Annotated in this window: 17 protein-coding genes; 5 read left to right on the top strand and 12 right to left on the bottom strand. The window is 70.6% G+C overall.

Annotated features, from left to right (window positions below; genetic code table 11):
• Positions 1-28: 28 nt before the first annotated feature.
• The 3 genes from ACFY01_RS40960 to ACFY01_RS40950 all read right to left on the bottom strand — a co-directional run bounded on the left by ACFY01_RS40960 (position 29) and on the right by ACFY01_RS40950 (position 2,025).
• Positions 29-994 (bottom strand): YgfZ/GcvT domain-containing protein, encoded by a 966-nt coding sequence (locus ACFY01_RS40960; protein WP_390740876.1) that lies wholly within the window; start codon positions 992-994, stop codon positions 29-31.
• Positions 995-1,003: 9 nt separating this feature from the next.
• Positions 1,004-1,441 (bottom strand): Fur family transcriptional regulator, encoded by a 438-nt coding sequence (locus ACFY01_RS40955; protein WP_390740875.1) that lies wholly within the window; start codon positions 1,439-1,441, stop codon positions 1,004-1,006.
• A 95-nt stretch (positions 1,442-1,536) separates the two neighbouring features.
• Positions 1,537-2,025 (bottom strand): Lrp/AsnC family transcriptional regulator, encoded by a 489-nt coding sequence (locus tag ACFY01_RS40950; RefSeq protein WP_390740874.1) that lies wholly within the window; start codon positions 2,023-2,025, stop codon positions 1,537-1,539.
• Between the two features lie 167 nt (positions 2,026-2,192).
• On the opposite strand from ACFY01_RS40950, the gene ACFY01_RS40945 reads away from it, so the two are divergent.
• Entirely contained in the window at positions 2,193-3,623 is a 1,431-nt protein-coding gene (locus ACFY01_RS40945) for a pyridoxal phosphate-dependent decarboxylase family protein (protein WP_390740873.1), read from the top strand.
• 39 nt (positions 3,624-3,662) lie between these two features.
• On the top strand, positions 3,663-4,499 hold the full coding sequence (locus ACFY01_RS40940) for an SDR family NAD(P)-dependent oxidoreductase (RefSeq protein ID WP_390740872.1): 837 nt from the start codon (positions 3,663-3,665) through the stop codon (positions 4,497-4,499).
• Positions 4,500-4,613: 114 nt separating this feature from the next.
• On the opposite strand, the gene ACFY01_RS40935 is transcribed toward ACFY01_RS40940, so the two are convergent.
• Positions 4,614-5,189 carry an FABP family protein gene (locus tag ACFY01_RS40935; protein ID WP_390740871.1) on the bottom strand — a complete coding sequence of 192 codons (576 nt, stop codon included), beginning with the start codon at positions 5,187-5,189 and terminating at the stop codon, positions 4,614-4,616.
• 329 nt (positions 5,190-5,518) lie between these two features.
• Here ACFY01_RS40935 and gcvH point away from each other — a divergent pair, with 329 nt between their 5' ends.
• Both gcvH and ACFY01_RS40925 read left to right on the top strand, forming a co-directional pair.
• Entirely contained in the window at positions 5,519-5,911 is a 393-nt protein-coding gene (gene gcvH, locus ACFY01_RS40930) for a glycine cleavage system protein GcvH (RefSeq protein WP_390740870.1), read from the top strand.
• A gap of 161 nt (positions 5,912-6,072) precedes the next feature.
• Positions 6,073-6,435, top strand: coding sequence for a DsrE family protein (locus ACFY01_RS40925; RefSeq protein WP_387830758.1), 363 nt, complete (start codon positions 6,073-6,075; stop codon positions 6,433-6,435).
• Positions 6,436-6,472: 37 nt separating this feature from the next.
• Here the strand turns inward: ACFY01_RS40925 and ACFY01_RS40920 are convergent, their stop codons facing one another.
• The 8 genes from ACFY01_RS40920 to ACFY01_RS40885 all read right to left on the bottom strand — a co-directional run bounded on the left by ACFY01_RS40920 (position 6,473) and on the right by ACFY01_RS40885 (position 11,754).
• A complete protein-coding gene (locus tag ACFY01_RS40920) occupies positions 6,473-6,736 on the bottom strand; it encodes a DUF3099 domain-containing protein (RefSeq protein ID WP_390740869.1) in 264 nt (87 codons plus the stop codon).
• Positions 6,737-6,852: 116 nt separating this feature from the next.
• Positions 6,853-7,140 (bottom strand): DUF1416 domain-containing protein, encoded by a 288-nt coding sequence (locus tag ACFY01_RS40915; protein ID WP_010351646.1) that lies wholly within the window; start codon positions 7,138-7,140, stop codon positions 6,853-6,855.
• A gap of 48 nt (positions 7,141-7,188) precedes the next feature.
• The gene (locus ACFY01_RS40910; RefSeq protein ID WP_390740868.1) at positions 7,189-8,034 is read right to left on the bottom strand and encodes a sulfurtransferase; all 846 of its coding nucleotides are present in this window, start codon (positions 8,032-8,034) and stop codon (positions 7,189-7,191) included.
• Between the two features lie 129 nt (positions 8,035-8,163).
• Positions 8,164-8,244, bottom strand: coding sequence for an Ms5788A family Cys-rich leader peptide (locus tag ACFY01_RS40905; protein WP_350751515.1), 81 nt, complete (start codon positions 8,242-8,244; stop codon positions 8,164-8,166).
• Between the two features lie 197 nt (positions 8,245-8,441).
• Entirely contained in the window at positions 8,442-9,179 is a 738-nt protein-coding gene (locus tag ACFY01_RS40900; RefSeq protein ID WP_390740867.1) for a DUF2993 domain-containing protein, read from the bottom strand.
• A gap of 155 nt (positions 9,180-9,334) precedes the next feature.
• Entirely contained in the window at positions 9,335-10,582 is a 1,248-nt protein-coding gene (locus ACFY01_RS40895; RefSeq protein WP_390740866.1) for a hypothetical protein, read from the bottom strand.
• A gap of 3 nt (positions 10,583-10,585) precedes the next feature.
• Positions 10,586-10,840, bottom strand: a complete 255-nt coding sequence (locus ACFY01_RS40890; RefSeq protein ID WP_390740865.1) for a MoaD/ThiS family protein — start codon at positions 10,838-10,840, stop codon at positions 10,586-10,588.
• Between the two features lie 77 nt (positions 10,841-10,917).
• Positions 10,918-11,754 carry an alpha/beta hydrolase gene (locus tag ACFY01_RS40885; protein ID WP_390740864.1) on the bottom strand — a complete coding sequence of 279 codons (837 nt, stop codon included), beginning with the start codon at positions 11,752-11,754 and terminating at the stop codon, positions 10,918-10,920.
• 171 nt (positions 11,755-11,925) lie between these two features.
• Here ACFY01_RS40885 and ACFY01_RS40880 point away from each other — a divergent pair, with 171 nt between their 5' ends.
• Positions 11,926-12,714: a winged-helix domain-containing protein gene (locus tag ACFY01_RS40880; protein ID WP_390740863.1), complete on the top strand. Its 789-nt coding sequence runs from the start codon at positions 11,926-11,928 to the stop codon at positions 12,712-12,714.
• The last annotated feature ends 2 nt before the right edge of the window (positions 12,715-12,716 follow it).

Raw genomic sequence — 12,716 nt, 5'->3', positions numbered from 1 at the left:
ATGTAGCCGGGCCCCAGAGGGTCACGGGTCAGGGCTCGACCACGACCTCCTGCGCCGCCGCCGTGTCCCCGGCCACCAACCGCGCGTCCACCGGCACGTTCCGCTTCAGCAGGGCCAGGGCGACCGGTCCGAGCTCGTGGTGCCGTACGGAGGTGGTGACGAAGCCGACCTTGCGGCCGTCCGGACCCTCGTCCGCGAGGTGGATCTCCGTGCCGTGCGTCGGCAGGTGGACCTCGCTGCCGTCGAGGTGGAGGAAGACCAGCCGGCGCGGCGGCTTCCCCAGGTTCTGCACCCGGGCGACGGTCTCCTGGCCGCGGTAGCAGCCCTTCTGGAGGTGGACCGCCGTACCGATCCAGCCCAGCTCGTGCGGGATGGTGCGGTGGTCGGTCTCGAAGCCGAGGCGGGGGCGGTGGTGCTCGACGCGCAGCGCCTCGTGGGCGAGGATCCCGGCCGGCGGGCCCGCGGACTCGGCGTACGCCTCAAGGTCCGCGCGCGGCAGGAACAGATCACGGCCGTACGGCGTCTCCCGTACGACCACGCCCTCGGGCACCTCGGCGATGGAACCGGCCGGGAGGTGCACCACCGCGAAGTCGTCCGTGCGGTCGGCGGCCTCGACGCGGTAGAAGAACTTCATCGACTCCAGGTACGCCAGCAGCGCCTCCTGGGTGCCGGGCTCCACATGCGCCCAGACCGTCTCGCCGTCGTCCACCAGGTACAGCGCGTGCTCGATGTGGCCGTGCGCGGACAGGATCAGCGCCTCGGTGGCCCGGCCCGCGGGGAGCTCGCTGACGTGCTGGGTGAGCAGCAGGTGCAGCCAGCTCAGGCGGTCCTCGCCGGTGACGGTGACGACACCGCGGTGGGAGAGGTCGACGAATCCGGTGCCGTCGGCGAGGGCACGCTGCTCACGGAACAGGTCGCCGTAGTGGGCGGCGACGCCTTCGTCCACGCCCTCGGCGGGGACGGCGCCGGGCAGGGACAGCAGTGGGCTCTTCATACGCCAAGCCTACGACTCGGTATTTGAACTCTTGAGAGCGCAGTCCTTGCAGCGGCCGAAGATCGCGAAGTGCTTCATGTCCGTGTCGAACCCGAACGTCTCGCGCAGCTTGGCCGTGAACTCGGACGCCACCGAGACGTCCGCCTCGATCACGTTCTGGCAGTCCCGGCAGACGAGGTGGATGTGGTGGTGGCGGTCGGCCAGGTGATAGGTGGGAGCGCCGTGCCCCAGATGGGCGTGGCTGACCAGGCCGAGCTCCTCCAGCAGCTCCAGCGTCCGGTAGACCGTGGAAATGTTGACCCCCGACGCCGTCTTCCTCACCTCGCTGAGGATGTCGTCGGGGGTCGCGTGCTCAAGGGTGTCCACGGCTTCGAGCACGAGTTGCCGCTGCGGCGTCAGCCGGTAGCCGCGCTGCCTTAGGTCGCTCTTCCAGTCGGTGCTCACCACGGCGTCCAGTCTAGGGCCGCCCGCACCGGGCGTGCCGTGCGCATCTCACGGCCCTGCGGGGGCGCTTTCTCATGGGATGAAGCCGTGTCGTCCGGTCATGCACGCGGTGCCGGCCAGGAGGTGAGGGGCAGCGGGCCGCGGTCGATGACGGTGCGGATGCAGAAGGTGCTGCGGGCGTCACGCACGGGACCGATGGCCAGGATCTGGTCGGTGAGCACCCTTTCGAAGGTGCTCAGGTCCGGCACGGCGAGCTCGACGAAGAAGTCGGCGTCGCCGGAGACCACGTGGCAGGCGACCACGTGGTCGATCGCCTTCAGTGCCTCTTCGACCACCTGGGAGGTGGTGCGGGAGTGCTCGACCTTGAGGGAGAGGAACACCGTCAGCCCGAGGCCGAGGCGCTCGCGGTCCAGATCGGCCCGGTAGCCGGCCAGGACCCCGTCCTCCTCCAGCGCCTTGGTGCGCCGCAGGCAGGACGAGGGTGACAGGCGTACGGCCTCGGCGAGGTCGACGTTGGGGGTGCGTCCGTGACGCTGGAGGTGGTCCAGGATCGCCCGGTCGATACGGTCGTAGAGGGGGCGTGGCATGAAATGCAGCGTACTGGCCGGGCTGGCGAACAATCCTTCGTCACAGGGCCGTCCGGGCACTGCTCACGCCATCGTGTGCCGGGCTTGGCGATGCATCCTGGTCACGTGCTCCGGCCGGTACGCCGGACCGCGCCTCCGTACCCCTCTCCCGCCCACCGGACTGCCTCATGCACTGCTTCCCCCTGGAACCCGACCGCGCCGCGATGACCGAAATGGGCCGTCTCGTCCTGGACCGTGTCGTCGACCGCACCGAGAACCTCGCGGCCCGCCCCGCGAGCAGTCCCCTGCCCCCGCAGGCCGAGGCCGACCTGGTGGAGTCCTTCCTGGCGCCGCCGCCCGCCCGGGGCGGTGACCTGAAGGCTCTGCTCGCACGCCTGGACGAGGCCGCCGACTGCGCTCTGGAGACGGCCGGGCCCGGCCACCTGGCGTACATCCCGGGCAGCGGTCTGTACTCGGCCGCGCTCGCCGAGTTCTACAACCGTGCCGTCAACCGCTACGGCGGCCTGGCCTCGGTCGCCCCGGCGCTCGCCGCACTGGAGGAGAGTGTGATCCGCTGGATGGCCCAGGAGGTGTGCGGTCTCCCGGAGGGCAGCGGCGGGCTGCTGACCAGCGGTGGCTCGATGGCCACGTTCTCCGCGACGGTCGCCGCCCGCCACCACGGGCTCGGGGAGGATCTCGCCGACGGCACCGTCTACACCACCGCCTTCGCCCACCACTCCGTCGCCAAGGCCGCCCGCCTCGCCGGTATCCCCGCCGCCCGCATACGTACCGTGCCGCACACCCTGGACCTGCGGATGGACCCGGAGGCCGCGGCGGCGATGATCCGCGCCGACCGGGACGCAGGGCTGCGGCCGTTCCTGCTGGTGGCCACCGCCGGCACCACCGACACCGGCACCGTCGACCCGCTGCCGCAGCTGGCCGACCTGGCCCGCCGCGAGGACGTGTGGTTCCACATCGACGCGGCCTACGGAGGCTTCTTCCGGCTCACCGCACGCGGCGCAGAACGCCTCACCGGTATGGAGGAGGCCGATTCGATCACCCTGGACCCGCACAAGACCCTGTTCATGCCGTTCGGCACCGGCGCCCTGGTCGTCCGCGACCTCACCGCCCTGCACGCCGCACACGACGGCACCGGCAGCTACCTCCAGGACATGGGGGCGGCGGGAAGCGTCCCGGACTCCGGTCACCTCGGGCCCGAGCTGACCCACGAGATCCGCGGTCTGCGAGCCTGGCTCCCCCTCCACCTGCACGGGGTGGACGCCTTCCGCGAGGCCCTGGACGAGAAGCTCGACCTGGCCGCACACGTCCACCACACGCTGTCCGGCGTCGCCGAGCTGGAGGTCCTTCAGCGCCCGGACCTGTCCACCGTGGTCTTCCGCGTCCGTCCCGCCGACGCCGGCCCGGCCGCCGCCGAGCGGGCGGACGGAGCAAGCCGCCGTCTGCTGGAACGGATCAACGGCCACCAGCGCATCGTGCTCTCCAGCACGGTGGTCGACGGACGCCACACCCTGCGCGTGTGCGTGGTCTCCCACCGCACCCACCACGACCGCATCACCGAGGCCCTGAAGATCATCACTGCCGAAGCCAGGAACGTCTGAGGGACGCCTCCGTCGAATCACGATCACAAGGAGGACTTCATGACTGTCCATCCCGAATCCCTCCCCGCCAGGGGAACAGCCATCGTGACCGGTGCCTCCTCGGGCATCGGTGCGGCTTACGCACGTCGGCTCGCCGCGGACGGTCACGAGCTGGTGCTGGTGGCGCGGCGCGCAGAGCGTCTCCGCGCACTTGCCGCAGAGCTGACCGCGCAGCACGACGTTCGGGTGGAAACCGTCGTCGCGGATCTGAGCGATGCCGGTGACCTGGACCGGATTGCCCGGCGAACCGCCGAGGACGACGTCGAGCTGCTGGTGAACAACGCGGGCATCAACGGCTACGGCCCCTTCGCCGAGACCGATACGGCACTGCTGGAGAAGGTGATGGCCGTGAACGTGGTGGCGCTCACCCGGCTCACTCGCGCAGCCGTGCCCGGCATGCTGGCACGCGGCCGCGGCGCCGTGGTGAACGTGGCTTCCACCCTCGCCTTCGCCGGTTCGCTTCCGCCGGATCCTCTGCCGGTGCGGGCGGTCTACGGAGGGACCAAGGGGTATGTGGTCACCTTCAGCCGAACCCTGGCCGCGGAGTTGGCCGGTGCGCCGGTTCGTGTCCAGGTGCTGTGCCCAGGGCTGACGGCGACCGAGTTCCACCTCACCCAGGGCCAGGATCCGGTACCCGGTGATGTGGCGCGAGTACACGACGACGGAGGCATGCCCGTCGAAGACGTGGTGACCGCTTCGCTGAGGGCCTTGGAAACCGGCGAGGTCGTGTGCGTGCCCGGCCTGGTCGACGGCGAGGCGGTGGATCGCATCGCCGCGGCGGAGTTCGGGCTCCGCTCCTCGTCCACCAGCACACTCGCCCCGCGATACCGGGCCTGAGCCAGGACTCCAAAACCCGTTCGAGCGCGCCGAACAAGCACAACGTCCCCCGGGCCACTGCGGGTCCACTGCGGGCACGGGGGACGTGAAGGAACCGGCGAAGGTGCCGGAGGGCTACTTGAAGAACGCGATGCCGTCGTCCGGGAGGTCGTCCGGGAGGGCCTTGGCCCAGCGCTCGACCTCCTCCGGGGTGACGACCTTCTTCAGGTGGGCCGACATGTAGGGGCGCAGTTCGACCTCGGGGGTCTGCTTCTCGCCGACCCACATCAGGTCGCTCTTGACGTAGCCGTACAGGCGCTTGCCGCCGTTGTAGGGGCTGGAGGCGGCCGTGCGGGCCACGGCGTCCGTGACCAGGTCGATCTGGGGCTTCTTGTCGGCGAGCTCGCCGTACCAGATCTCGATGACGCCGTCGTCGCGGGTCATCGTGACCTCGACCTTGCGGTCGGCGTCGATCCGCCAGAAGCCGGACTCCGACTCCAGCGGGCGGACCTTGTTCCCGTCGTTGTCCAGCACCCACGTGTGGGAGTGGTACTCCAGGAAGTCACGCCCGTCGTGGGTGAAGGTGACCTCCTGCCCGAAGTTGCACTTCTCCGAGCCGGGGAAGTCGTGCACACCCGCGCCGGCCCAGTTGCCGAGCAGGAACGCGAGGGGAACCAGGTCCTTGTGGAGGTCGGACGGGATCTCGATCATGAGGTCGGCAGTTCCTTGATGGGGGTCAGCGCTGGCCCTGGTACAGCTTCTTCACGGTCAGCCCCGCGAAGGCGAGAACGCCGACGCAGACCAGGACCAGCAGGGTTTCGAAGAAGATCTCCACGGGTGCTCCTTGAGCGAGGGTGGGCGTACACAGAGCCGTGCCCAAGCTTACGCGGCCGGGGCCCGCCCTTCCCGGTCAGGTGGCCCTGGTCGCGGACTCACCCGGTCAGGGGACAATCCGGGCGACGGCCCGGTTGCTGTACGACGCTCTCCGGTGGGGCCCGGACGATCCCCGGGCACTACGGCGACCATTCCACGGAGGAGCCATGGCCACACCGGAGGACCTCAAGTACAGCAAGGACCACGAATGGGTCCGCGCCCTGGGCGGCAAGGTCCGCGTGGGCATCACCGAGCATGCCCAGAAGCAGCTCGGTGACGTGGTCTTCGTCGAGCTGCCCCAGGTCGGCGCCCGACTCGAAGCGTCGGAGCCGTTCGGCACCGTGGAGTCCGTCAAGGCGGTGTCCGAGGTCTACATGCCCGTTGCCGGCACGGTCGCGGCGGTGAACGACGAGCTCAACGGCGAGCCCGAGCTGGTCAACAGCGATCCGTACGGCGACGGCTGGATGATCGAGATCACCCTGTCCGACAAGTCGCAGCTGAACGGTCTCCTCACCGCCGCGGAGTACGAGGAGTACATCCGGGGCGAATCCGGCGACTAGGCCGACGCGCAGCCGCCATCGACACCCGAGGACACCCGCTTTCCCCGTCAGGAGGGGGTACGGCGGGTGTCCTTGCCGTCCCGGACGGGGACGAGGGTGGGGACGTCACCGGTGACTTCGACGCGGGCGGTGACGCTCGTCGTCGCGGCTACGCTTCCGGCATGACCAAGAAGCTCGTGATCAAGGTGACGGCGGGGGCCGATGCCCCCGAGCGCTGCTCGCAGGCGTTCACGGTGGCGGCGGTGGCCGTGGCCAGCGGGGTCGACGTCTCGCTGTGGCTGACCGGGGAGTCGTCGTGGTTCGCGCTGCCCGGGCGGGCCGCCGAGTTCGAGCTGCCGCACGCGGCCCCGCTGCCGGATCTGATCGAGTCGATCCTGGCGGCCGGCCGGATCACCCTGTGCACGCAGTGCGCCGCCCGCCGGGAGATCACCGAGAAGGACGTCATCGAGGGCGTGCGGATCGCGGGCGCGCAGGTCTTCGTCCAGGAGGCGCTGGGCGACGGCACGCAGGCGCTCGTCTACTGAGACGCGGGCTCCGGGACGCGGCCGCACGAGCGGGGCGCTACGAGCGGGGGCGCTTCTTGCCGTCCAGTTCGTCCCACCACTCGTCGGACTGCGGATCGCCCGAGGGGTCGTCCCACCAGCGGTCCTCGGGCCCGCGCCGGTTGGCGATCATCGCCGCGACGGGCGGGATGACCATGGCCACCACGCACATGCCGACCGCGGCGGGCACCGACCACAGGCGCACGACTCCCCACGCCAGGACGAAGAGTGCGATGCACGTCCCCATCATGGCGAAGTACAGATGCCGTCGCCGTGCGTACATGACTCCAGAGTAGGCGGCCACGCGGCGCTCGGCGCGTGCGGTGGACGCGAACGCCGAAGGGCCGCGCCCAGGTGTCCAACCCGGGGGCGCGGCCCTTCGGCCGGTGCTGAGGGGGCTCAGACCGCGATCGCTACCTCCGCGAGCCCGCCCTGCTGGGCGACGACCGTGCGGTCGGCGGTGGCGCCGGGGACGAGGGCGCGGACGGTCCAGGTGCCCTCGGCCGCGTAGAAGCGGAACTGTCCGGTGGCGGAGGTGGGGACCTCCGCGGTGAACTCGCCGGTCGAGTCCAGCAGGCGGACGTAGCCCGTCACCGGCTCGCCGTCGCGCGTCACCTGACCCTGGATCGTGGTCTCACCGGGCTTGATCGTCGAGGCGTCCGGGCCGCCGGCCTTCGCTCCACACATGTCTTTCTCCAGAGGGTTGGGGTCTGACCGGAAGGTCGGTCGGGTGGGTTACTTGTTGGCGCCGAGCTCGATCGGCACGCCGACGAGGGAGCCGTACTCGGTCCAGGAGCCGTCGTAGTTCTTGACGTTCTGCACGCCCAGCAGCTCGTGCAGGACGAACCAGGTCAGGGCCGAGCGCTCACCGATGCGGCAGTAGGCGATCGTGTCCTTGGCCAGGTCGACGCTCTCCTCGGTGTAGAGCTCCTTGAGCTCGTCGTCCGACTTGAAGGTGCCGTCGTCGTTGGCGTTCTTCGACCACGGGATGTTGCGGGCGGACGGGACGTGACCCGGGCGCTGCGACTGCTCCTGCGGCAGGTGGGCGGGGGCGAGCAGCTTGCCGGAGAACTCGTCGGGCGAGCGCACGTCGACCAGGTTCTGCGAGCCGATCGCGGCGACCACGTCGTCGCGGAAGGCGCGGATCGAGGTGTCCTGGGCCTTGGCCTTGTACTCGGTGGCCGGGCGCTCGGGGACCTCGGTGCCGTCGACCAGCTCGCGGGCGTCCAGCTCCCACTTCTTGCGGCCGCCGTCGAGGAGCTTGACGTTGTCGTGGCCGTAGAGCTTGAAGTACCAGTAGGCGTAGGACGCGAACCAGTTGTTGTTGCCGCCGTAGAGGACCACCGTGTGGTCGTTGGCGATGCCCTTCTCCGACAGGAGCTTCTCGAAGCCGGCCTGGTCGATGAAGTCGCGGCGGACCGGGTCCTGGAGGTCCTTGGTCCAGTCGATGCGGATCGCGTTCTTGATGTGGTTCTTCTCGTAGGCGGACGTGTCCTCGTCCACCTCGACGATGGCGATGGTCGGGTCGTCCAGGTGCTCCTGGAGCCAGTCGGCGTCGACCAGGACGTCGCTGCGGCTCATGCTCTTTCTCCTCCGGGGCAGTTGCGGCGGGGCGTGCGAGTGCGTGGGTGCGCGGCCCGTTGCGGGCCGACGCACGGATGCCCTGAGCAGGGCAGGGCGAAGGGGTGAGCGCGGAATTCGGGCTTCCGCTCAGAAGGGGCGACAGAGCATGGCGGCAACGCGGCACAGGTCCACTGCCCGCCGCTTCGTGAGATCCGCCTGTCGCTTCATGCCGACGATCGTAGGTACGGACAGTGGTGTGTGTCACCGGGGTGTCGTATGTTGAGATGCGATCGTCCGGGATGTGGGACACGCTGTGGGAAAGAGGCCCCGCCGCAGGGCTTCCGGGCACCGTTCACGGCCGGTGCTTCTGCGGTACGGACGCGGGCGTCTCGCTCCTCGGACGCCCGCGTTCACCGCACGTGGTCCTACCCGGCCAGCCGGACGTTCGAACCCTTCACCGTGATCTCGACGCCGTCCTTCGCCGCCCGCACCGAGTCCAGCTTGATGCCGCCGGGCAGCTGGTCTATGGCCTGCCTGAAGTCGGTGATCTCGCGGACCCGGCTCTCGGCGATGTCGACCTTGCCGATCACGGGCATGGAGTCGGCGCGCACCTTCACCTGGTCGCCCTCGACGGCGACCGAGCTGAGGACGTAGACCGGCTTGGGCAGCTTGTTGCCGAGGACCGTCGCCTCCACCGCGACCTTGATCTTGCCGTTGCCGCCGTCGGAGAGGCCGACCACGCGGGCGGTGACGCCGGGGGCGACCTCGGTGGGTTCGGACTTCGCCGTCTTCAGCAGCTCGTCGTAGGAGACGGTCGCGGTGCCGGTGGCGGTCGACGCGGTGGCCGAGCTGTAGTCCCCGGAGAAGTCGACGCCCTTCATGTCGGCCTTCAGGTCGTCGATACGGATCTTCTCGGCGCCCTTGCCGGTGGCCGCCTCGTAGTCCTTGATGCCGACCTCGACGTCGTCCAGGGAGCCGCCCGCCACCTGGGTGAGGAAGGGGAAGCCCTTGATCGACACGTCGGGGGTCTCGGCGAGGTTCTGCGTCGCCTTCAGCTTGTCGGCGGCCTCGCCCTCCGCGAAGTGCACGGCCACGCGGTCGACGATCACGAACAGGCCGCCCAGGATCACGACGACGATGAGCAGTATTCGCAGGGCGCGCATTTCGTTGTTTTCCCCCGGCTAGGCGGTCACGTGGCGTTCGGAGATGTGCGGTACAACCCGACGGTAACCCTGCGGGGCCGGGCCGCAGGGAAATTGTCGATCAGCTGTGACAGGGGCGGGCGCGCCCTTGCGTTCGCTCACCCCGCTTACCCCGATCAGCCCAGTGCCCGTCCCAGCACCCACACCACCGGTGCGGCCGCCGACAGCGGCAGGGCCACGCCCGCCGTGAAGTGGACGAAGCGGGAGGGGTAGTCGTAGCCGGCCACGCGGTGGCCGATCAGGGCGCAGACCGCGGCGGCGGCACCGAGGACGGCGCCCTTGCTGCCCAGGTCCGTCGCACCGCCCAGCGCAATGCCGGCGCCCGCCGCGGCGAGCACGGCGACGGCCACGGAGGCCGGGGTCGGCAGCGGCAGGGCGCGGGCCAGGAGGGCGACCGCCACCGCCGCCGCGCCGACCGTCACCGCGTCGGGTTCGGCGCCCAGGTAGCCGGTGGCGACGACCGCCAGCGCCGTGGAGACGACCGTCGCCATCAGGCCGTACATGCGCTCGTCGGGCGAGGCGTGCGAGCGCAGCTGGAGCACCAGCACGAGCAGGACCCACACCCCGAGGGGGCCGAGGATCGCGGCGGGGGCGTTCTCCCGGCCGGCCACCAGGACCGCCGCGTCCGCGGTGAGCCCGCCGGCGAAGGCGAGGGCGATGCCCTGCCGGGCGGGCCACATGCCGTTCAGCCGGAACCAGCCCGCGGCGGTCACCGCCTGGAGCAGCACCAGCGGTACGACCAGGGCGTACGTGCCGATCGCCGCCGTACCGGAGAGCAGCAGGCCGAGCAGCGCGGTCAGCGCGGCGGGCTGCATGCCCGGCTCGATGATCGGGGAACGGCCCTCCAGGCGGGCGCGCTGGGCGTCGGTGATGCGGGAGTTGCCGGACAGGGTGGCCGGTCCGTAACCGGGCCCGGACTCCGGCGCGGAGGGCTGCCGCGCGGGCGGCTGCTGCGCCGGGGGCTGCGGAGGGGCGGGCGCGGCGGGCGGGACGGATGCGGCGGGCTCGTAGGTCGGCTGCGCCAGGTACGCCGTCTCGGCGGCCGCCACCGGCGGCTGCACCGGCGTGTGCAGCTGCGTGTCCCAGGTCTGGCCCTGCCACTGCTGGGTGTGCTGCTCCTCGTAACCGCCCTGGTCGTAGCCGGACTGGCCGTAGCCGGACTGGCCGTACCCGGACCGGTCGTAACCGGACTGGTCGTAGCCTCCCTGGCCGTACCCGCCCTGGTCGTACCCCGCCTGCCCGGGCCATGCCTGCGGCGCCTGCTGCTGGTGCTGGTACGCCTCGTACTCGTTGTACCCGTGCCCCTGCTGTCCCTGATACGGGTTCTGGTAAGGGTTCTGGCCCTCATACGGCTGATCGGTCATCGCTCACCCTCCTGCGAACGGCGGGAGCACTTCGACCGTGCCGCCCTCGGCCAGCCGTACCGTCTCATGCCCGCGGGTCCCGACGGGGTCACCGTCGATGAGGTACGAGCAACGCTGAAGTACGCGCACGAGTTCACCGGGGTGTCGCTCCCGCACCGCGGCGAGCGCCTCGGCGAGGGTCGCCGCGTCGTACGGCTCCTCGGCGACCCCGGCCGCGGCCTTGGCGGCGGCCCAGTAGCGCACCGTGACCTTGGACATCTGGTTCCTCTGGTTCCTCTGGTTCCTCGATCGAAGGAAGAAGGATGGAAGAAAAGTGAGAGACGGATGAGGCCAGGCTAGCCCGCTCGCGTCACCGCCCAGTCCCCGATCCGGGCGAGCAGGGCGTCCTCGGCGGCGTTCTCGGCATGGCCCATGCCGGGCTCCAGCCAGAGTTCGCCGTGGTCACCGGCCGCGTCGGCGAGCATCCGGGGGTGGTCGACGGGGAAGTAGCCGTCGCTGTCGCCGTGCACGATCAGCAGCGGGGTGGGGGCGATCCTCGGCACCGCCTCGACCGGGGAGAGGGGCACCGGGTCCCAGTCGCGGTGGTGGATGCGGGTGTGCAGGCCGTAGCGGCCGACCAGGCGGCCCTCGGGGCGGGTGACCAGCCAGTGCAGGCGGCGCATGGGGGCGGTGCCCCGGTAGTACCAGCGGGCCGGCGCGCTCACCGAGACGACGGCGTCCGTGCCCTCGTGCAGCGCCGCGTGCCGCAGCACCACCGAGCCGCCCATGGAGAAGCCGACGGTGACCACGCGCGCGTGCCCGAAGCCGCGGGCCCACTCGACCGCGGCGGCGAGGTCCAGCACCTCCCGGTCACCGACCGTGGAGCGGCCACCTGAGGCGCCGTGCCCCCGGAAGGAGAAGGTGACGACGGCCCCGTACCGGGCGAGCACCCCGGCCACCCGGCGAACGTGCGGCCGGTCGACGGCGCCGGTGAAGCCGTGCGCGACGACGAACACCAGGTCACCGGCGGGTGGCGCGGAGGCGTCGTATACGACCGGACCCGGGTTGTATACGGAATCGATCGCAATCCCGTCCGCGGTGCGCAGAAACGTCCGCATAGCTGTACGTCTGCTCGTCTCGCAGTTCGGACGAATGGCGGAATGCGCCGTATGACCTGCCGGTCCGTTGCCCATGTGGGCTATTCTGCTGGGCAGAGGACTCGGGCAGTGTTGCCCCCGGGTCCTTTTGTGCTTTCGGAAGCGTTGTATACGAAGCGGGAAACCGCAGGTGTACGGGGCCTTCGGGATCGCAGAGCAGTTCCGTACCGCCCACGTCCTCGCAGGGACCGAGGAGGAACCAGACGTATGAGTTCTCTGCTGCTCCTGACCAACGCCCTCCAGCCGTCGACGGAGGTGCTCCCCGCCCTGGGTCTGCTGCTGCACAACGTGCGCGTGGCTCCCGCGGAGGGGCCCGCGCTCGTCGACACCCCCGGCGCCGACGTCATCCTGATCGACGGCCGCCGCGACCTGCCGCAGGTGCGGAGCCTGTGCCAGCTGCTGCGCTCCACGGGCCCCGGCTGCCCGCTCGTCCTCGTCGTGACCGAGGGCGGTCTGGCCGCCGTCACCGCCGACTGGGGCATCGACGACGTGCTGCTGGACACCGCCGGCCCCGCCGAGGTGGAGGCGCGCCTGCGGCTGGCCATGGGCCGGCAGCAGATCGTCGCCGACGACTCCCCGATGGAGATCCGCAACGGCGACCTGTCGGTGGACGAGGCGACCTACTCCGCCAAGCTCAAGGGCCGGGTGCTCGACCTCACCTTCAAGGAGTTCGAGCTGCTGAAGTACCTCGCCCAGCACCCGGGCCGCGTGTTCACCCGCGCCCAGCTGCTCCAGGAGGTCTGGGGCTACGACTACTTCGGCGGTACCCGCACGGTCGACGTGCACGTACGACGGCTGCGCGCGAAGCTCGGACCCGAGCACGAGTCGCTGATCGGAACCGTCCGGAACGTCGGTTATCGATTCGTTACTCCCGAAAAGGGCGACCGGTCCGACCGGCCCTCGGACGAGGCGAAGGCCAAGGCCGGCCGGGCAAAGCCGGGCGATGCGGACACCTCGGCCGCCCTGGACGACACCGAGGTCCACGCGGAGGCGTAGCG

The organism is Streptomyces sp. NPDC001480 (genome assembly GCF_042894725.1).
In the GTDB taxonomy this organism is placed as follows: Bacteria; Actinomycetota; Actinomycetes; order Streptomycetales; family Streptomycetaceae; genus Streptomyces.
The sequence above is the reverse complement of the archived record's forward strand: the minus strand, read 5'-3'. Positions and strand labels throughout refer to the sequence as shown.

Excerpts from the sequence above, each read along its gene's own strand:
- ACFY01_RS40935 (WP_390740871.1), bottom strand. The coding sequence starts at position 5,189 with ATGATCGAGATCCCGTCCGACCTCCACAAGGACCTGGTTCCCCTCGCG.
- ACFY01_RS40925 (WP_387830758.1), top strand. The coding sequence starts at position 6,073 with ATGACCAAGAAGCTCGTGATCAAGGTGACGGCGGGGGCCGATGCCCCC.
- ACFY01_RS40900 (WP_390740867.1), bottom strand. The coding sequence starts at position 9,179 with ATGCGCGCCCTGCGAATACTGCTCATCGTCGTCGTGATCCTGGGCGGC.
- ACFY01_RS40880 (WP_390740863.1), top strand. The coding sequence starts at position 11,926 with ATGAGTTCTCTGCTGCTCCTGACCAACGCCCTCCAGCCGTCGACGGAG.
- gcvH (WP_390740870.1), top strand. The coding sequence starts at position 5,519 with ATGGCCACACCGGAGGACCTCAAGTACAGCAAGGACCACGAATGGGTC.
- ACFY01_RS40895 (WP_390740866.1), bottom strand. The coding sequence starts at position 10,582 with ATGACCGATCAGCCGTATGAGGGCCAGAACCCTTACCAGAACCCGTAT.
- ACFY01_RS40890 (WP_390740865.1), bottom strand. The coding sequence starts at position 10,840 with ATGTCCAAGGTCACGGTGCGCTACTGGGCCGCCGCCAAGGCCGCGGCC.
- ACFY01_RS40885 (WP_390740864.1), bottom strand. The coding sequence starts at position 11,754 with ATGGGCAACGGACCGGCAGGTCATACGGCGCATTCCGCCATTCGTCCG.
- ACFY01_RS40905 (WP_350751515.1), bottom strand. The coding sequence starts at position 8,244 with ATGAAGCGACAGGCGGATCTCACGAAGCGGCGGGCAGTGGACCTGTGC.
- ACFY01_RS40950 (WP_390740874.1), bottom strand. The coding sequence starts at position 2,025 with ATGCCACGCCCCCTCTACGACCGTATCGACCGGGCGATCCTGGACCAC.
- ACFY01_RS40910 (WP_390740868.1), bottom strand. The coding sequence starts at position 8,034 with ATGAGCCGCAGCGACGTCCTGGTCGACGCCGACTGGCTCCAGGAGCAC.
- ACFY01_RS40960 (WP_390740876.1), bottom strand. The coding sequence starts at position 994 with ATGAAGAGCCCACTGCTGTCCCTGCCCGGCGCCGTCCCCGCCGAGGGC.
- ACFY01_RS40945 (WP_390740873.1), top strand. The coding sequence starts at position 2,193 with ATGCACTGCTTCCCCCTGGAACCCGACCGCGCCGCGATGACCGAAATG.
- ACFY01_RS40920 (WP_390740869.1), bottom strand. The coding sequence starts at position 6,736 with ATGTACGCACGGCGACGGCATCTGTACTTCGCCATGATGGGGACGTGC.
- ACFY01_RS40940 (WP_390740872.1), top strand. The coding sequence starts at position 3,663 with ATGACTGTCCATCCCGAATCCCTCCCCGCCAGGGGAACAGCCATCGTG.
- ACFY01_RS40915 (WP_010351646.1), bottom strand. The coding sequence starts at position 7,140 with ATGTGTGGAGCGAAGGCCGGCGGCCCGGACGCCTCGACGATCAAGCCC.